The sequence below is a fragment of the Salmonella sp. SAL4457 genome (genome assembly GCF_046548235.1).
Taxonomy (GTDB): domain Bacteria; phylum Pseudomonadota; class Gammaproteobacteria; order Enterobacterales; family Enterobacteriaceae; genus Salmonella; species Salmonella enterica.
In genome coordinates, this window is record NZ_JBGDZO010000756.1 from 1 (window position 1) to 260 (window position 260).

Below are 260 nucleotides of genomic sequence, written 5' to 3' on the forward strand. Positions count from 1 at the left end.
CGTTCGGACAGGTCCTCGCGCGGCATCCTTGCCAGATACAGCTTGATCGCGGTGTAGAGGGCGTCGACGTCGTCGTCGAGCTTGCGGATGTCCTTGCCGAGCAGCGGATCGCCGCCGCGGATGATCTGCATCAGATTGTTCAGCATCTGCTCGACGGTGTCGCCCATGCGCAGGGTCTCGCGCACCGCGTTGGCCAGCGCCAGGCTCGGCGTGTCGAGGGCGGCGGGGTCGAGATGGCGCGGCCGGGCGACGTCGTCGGG

1 protein-coding gene is annotated in these 260 nt (G+C 68.5%); it reads right to left on the minus strand.

Features of this window, described 5'->3' with window-relative positions; genetic code table 11:
• A partial coding sequence (locus ACLJNW_RS26185; protein ID WP_410961503.1) for a PhoU domain-containing protein occupies window positions 1–260 on the minus strand: 260 nt, incomplete at both ends.